The sequence below is a fragment of the Kitasatospora sp. NPDC058063 genome (assembly GCF_042885395.1).
Classification (GTDB): domain Bacteria; phylum Actinomycetota; class Actinomycetes; order Streptomycetales; family Streptomycetaceae; genus Kitasatospora; species Kitasatospora lactacystinica.
Genome location: NZ_JBHVSD010000069.1, coordinates 1 through 3,206 on the forward strand (window position 1 = coordinate 1; position 3,206 = coordinate 3,206).

Sequence of the window (3,206 nt, forward strand, 5' to 3'; positions counted from 1 at the left end):
TTGGCTTTATACGTGGTTCGTGAGAGCACCTGTCGCTGAGCGGCGAGAGCACCCCGTGCCACGGAAGAGTGATGTCGCCGGGTTTTGAGAACACCTGGATGCTTGCTTCGGGACCATGGTTGTGCTCTGCACGACGAGGGGGCCGGGGTGTTGCCGAAGTCCAAGGTCGATCTGTACGCGGCGATCCGCCGTGACTCGCGTGCCGGGCTGTCGAACCGCGCCCTCATGCGGAAGTACGGCGTCGGCTTCCTGACGGTGAAGAAGGCCCTGGAGTCGGCGTGGCCCGAGCCGCGCAAGAAGCCGGAGCCCAGGGCGACGCGGCTCGATCCGTTCAAGCCGCTGATCGACCAGATGCTGCGGGCGGATCTGGATGCGCCGCGCAAGCAGCGGCACACGGTGAAGCGGATCTACGACCGGCTGGTGGACGAGCATGGCGCCGACGAGGTCTCGTACCAGATGGTCCGTGGCTACGTGGCCGAGCGCCGCAAGGAGATCCGTCTGCAGGCGGGCCGCGGGGTGGTGGACGCGTTCGTCCCACAGACCCACAAGCCTGGTGCGGAGGCGGAGGTCGACTTCGGGGACGTGACGGTGCGTCTGGCCGGCGAGCTGGTGACCTGCTACCTGTTCGCGTTCCGGCTGTCCTACTCCGGCAAGGCGGTGCACCGGATCTTCGCCTCGTGCGGGCAGGAGGCGTTCTTTGAGGGCCACGTCCACGCTCTCAACACGCTGGGCGGGGTACCGACCGGGAGGGTCCGCTACGACAACCTTAGGGCCGCCGTCGCCCGGGTGCTGGGCTTCTCCCGCCAGCGTGTGGAGGCCGAGCGGTGGACCGCGTTCCGCTCGCACTACGGCCTGGATGTCCTCTACTGTCAGCCTGGCATCGGCGGCGCCCATGAGAAGGGCGGCGTCGAGGGCCAGATCGGCTGGTTCCGCCGCAACCACCTCGTCCCCGTCCCCGACGTCGCGACGCTGGCCGAGCTCAATGCGATGATCGACCGATGGGACGAGGAGGACGAGGCCCGCCGGATCCGGTCCCGGCCCCGCACCATCGGCGAGTACTTCGCCGCCGAGCGGCCGCTCCTGGAGTCGCTGCCGGACGAGCCGTTCGAGACGGGCCGACTGTTCACCCCACGGGTCGACCGCTACAGCCAGATCGGGGTGCGCAACAACCGCTACTCGGTGCCGGTGCGGATGATCGGCCGGACCGTCCGGGTCATGCTGCACGCCTCCGAGCTGGTCGTCTACGACGGCCGGGAGGAGGTCGCCCGGCACGAGAGGCTGATCGCCAAAGGCGGCACCCGCCTCGATCTGGACCACTACCTGGAGGCCCTGGTCCGCAAGCCCGGTGCCCTGCCCGGGGCGACCGCACTCGACCAGGCCCGCTCAGCCGGCCGCTTCACCCCGGTCCACGACGCCTGGTGGGCGGCCGCCCGCAAAGCCCACGGCGAGCGCGAGGGCACCCGCGCGCTGATCGAAGTCCTGCTGCTGGGCCGGCATCTGCCCCACGAGCATCTCGTCGCCGGCCTCGCTGCCGCCCTCCGGTCAGGCGCGCTGACCGCCGACGCCGTCGCGCTGGAGGCACGCAAGGCCGCCGAGGCCGACATGAGGACGCCTGCAGAACCGGAGCCGCCCGCCGCAGACCGGGCAACGGTGACTTCGCTCACCGAGCGGCGCCTGGCCCAGCTCCCGCCCGACACGAGGCCGCTGCCCTCGGTGGCCCACTACGACCAGCTGCTGCGACACCGTCGACCGAATCGCCCGACCCCGTGAAGGAGAACGCCGTGACCTTCCCCCGCCAGCGAGGAATCACCGAGCAGGCCGCCACCGCCGCCATCGACCAGGCGTGCCGGATGCTGCGGCTGCCCACCATCCGCGCCCAGTTCCCCGAACTCGCCGAGAGTGCCGCCCGCGAGCAGATGTCCTACCTCGGCTTCCTCTCCGAGCTCCTGATGTCCGAGTGCGACGACCGGGCCCGGCGCCGCTCCGAGCGCCGGATCAAGGCCGCCGGCTTCCCCCGGGACAAGTCGCTGCGGAAGTTCGACTTCGACGCGAACCCGAACATCGACCCGGCGACGATCCACACCCTCGCGGCCTGCGAGTGGATCAAGAAGAGTCTGCCGCTCTGCCTGATCGGCGACTCCGGCACCGGCAAGTCCCACCTGCTGATCGCGCTCGGCACCGAGGCCGCGATGGCCGGCTTCCGCGTCAAGTACGTGCTCGCCACCAAGCTCGTCAACGAGCTCGTCGAGGCAGCCGACGAGAAGCAGCTCGCCAAGACCATCGCCCGCTACGGCCGCGTCGACCTGCTCTGCATCGACGAGCTGGGCTACATGGAACTCGACCGCAGAGGAGCCGAGTTGCTGTTCCAGGTTCTGACCGAGCGGGAGGAGAAGAACAGCGTCGCCATCGCCTCGAACGAGTCGTTCGCCGGCTGGACCAAGACCTTCACCGACCCCCGCCTCTGCGCGGCCATCGTCGACCGCCTCACCTTCAACGGCACCATCATCGAGACCGGCACCGACTCCTACCGCCTCGCAAGCACCCGCGCCCGCGCCGAACAGCAAGCCGTCGGCTGACATCGCACGCCACGGATTCGTGGAACGTCCTCAGCGCTCCCGGATTCTCGACCACCACCAGCCGCCCACCGTCCACTCATCGACGGGACCCGGGTTCGGCAGCGTGCGGCGCTCGAACTCGTCGTCGATGCGATCCACGAGCCGGCCCAGGTCCCGCCGGGCACCACAAGGGAGGTGGAGCATGACCTCTTCCAGGTCATCGCGGGCATACTCGACCTCCAAGCCAGGCTGCCAGACATGGGACGCACTGAGATAGCGGCCCGGCAGCTTGAACATCCACTCGAAGCGGTCCAAGGCGTCAGCGACAGCGTTGGGCCATAGCCGCTCGTCTTCGAGACGGCGGATCGCTGCACGGGTCCGCGCGGAGACCCCTCGGACCCGACGCACTGCAACATTCCTGCGCGGCCGCCACCGTTCAGCACGGACGGCCTTCGGACGCCTACGCGGCATCGACCTTTCGGATCAGCATGGCGTCATGCTGACACAGCCCAGCCTGCTTCCGCACGCGTGACCACCACGCACCCGCCACGCCAGTGTTCCTACTTCTCACCAACATTCGTCGGATCCGCAGCCAACGAGTGATGCTGGAACCCACCGACAAGTGCTCTCGCCTATGACCTACGCAGCCAC

At 68.9% G+C, this 3,206-nt stretch carries 3 protein-coding genes; 2 read left to right on the plus strand and 1 reads right to left on the minus strand.

Annotation, left to right across the window (positions count from 1 at the left end):
* The first annotated feature begins 150 nt into the window (after positions 1-150).
* Together istA and istB are read left to right on the plus strand one after the other, a co-directional pair.
* The gene (gene istA / locus ACFVUY_RS43260) at positions 151-1,770 is read left to right on the plus strand and encodes an IS21 family transposase (protein ID WP_387737354.1); all 1,620 of its coding nucleotides are present in this window, start codon (positions 151-153) and stop codon (positions 1,768-1,770) included.
* 11 nt (positions 1,771-1,781) lie between these two features.
* Positions 1,782-2,576, plus strand: a complete 795-nt coding sequence (gene istB, locus ACFVUY_RS43265; RefSeq protein ID WP_387737355.1) for an IS21-like element helper ATPase IstB — start codon at positions 1,782-1,784, stop codon at positions 2,574-2,576.
* A 30-nt stretch (positions 2,577-2,606) separates the two neighbouring features.
* Here istB and ACFVUY_RS43270 read toward each other — a convergent pair whose 3' ends face one another.
* Positions 2,607-2,870 carry a hypothetical protein gene (locus ACFVUY_RS43270; RefSeq protein ID WP_387737356.1) on the minus strand — a complete coding sequence of 88 codons (264 nt, stop codon included), beginning with the start codon at positions 2,868-2,870 and terminating at the stop codon, positions 2,607-2,609.
* Positions 2,871-3,206: the final 336 nt, after the last annotated feature.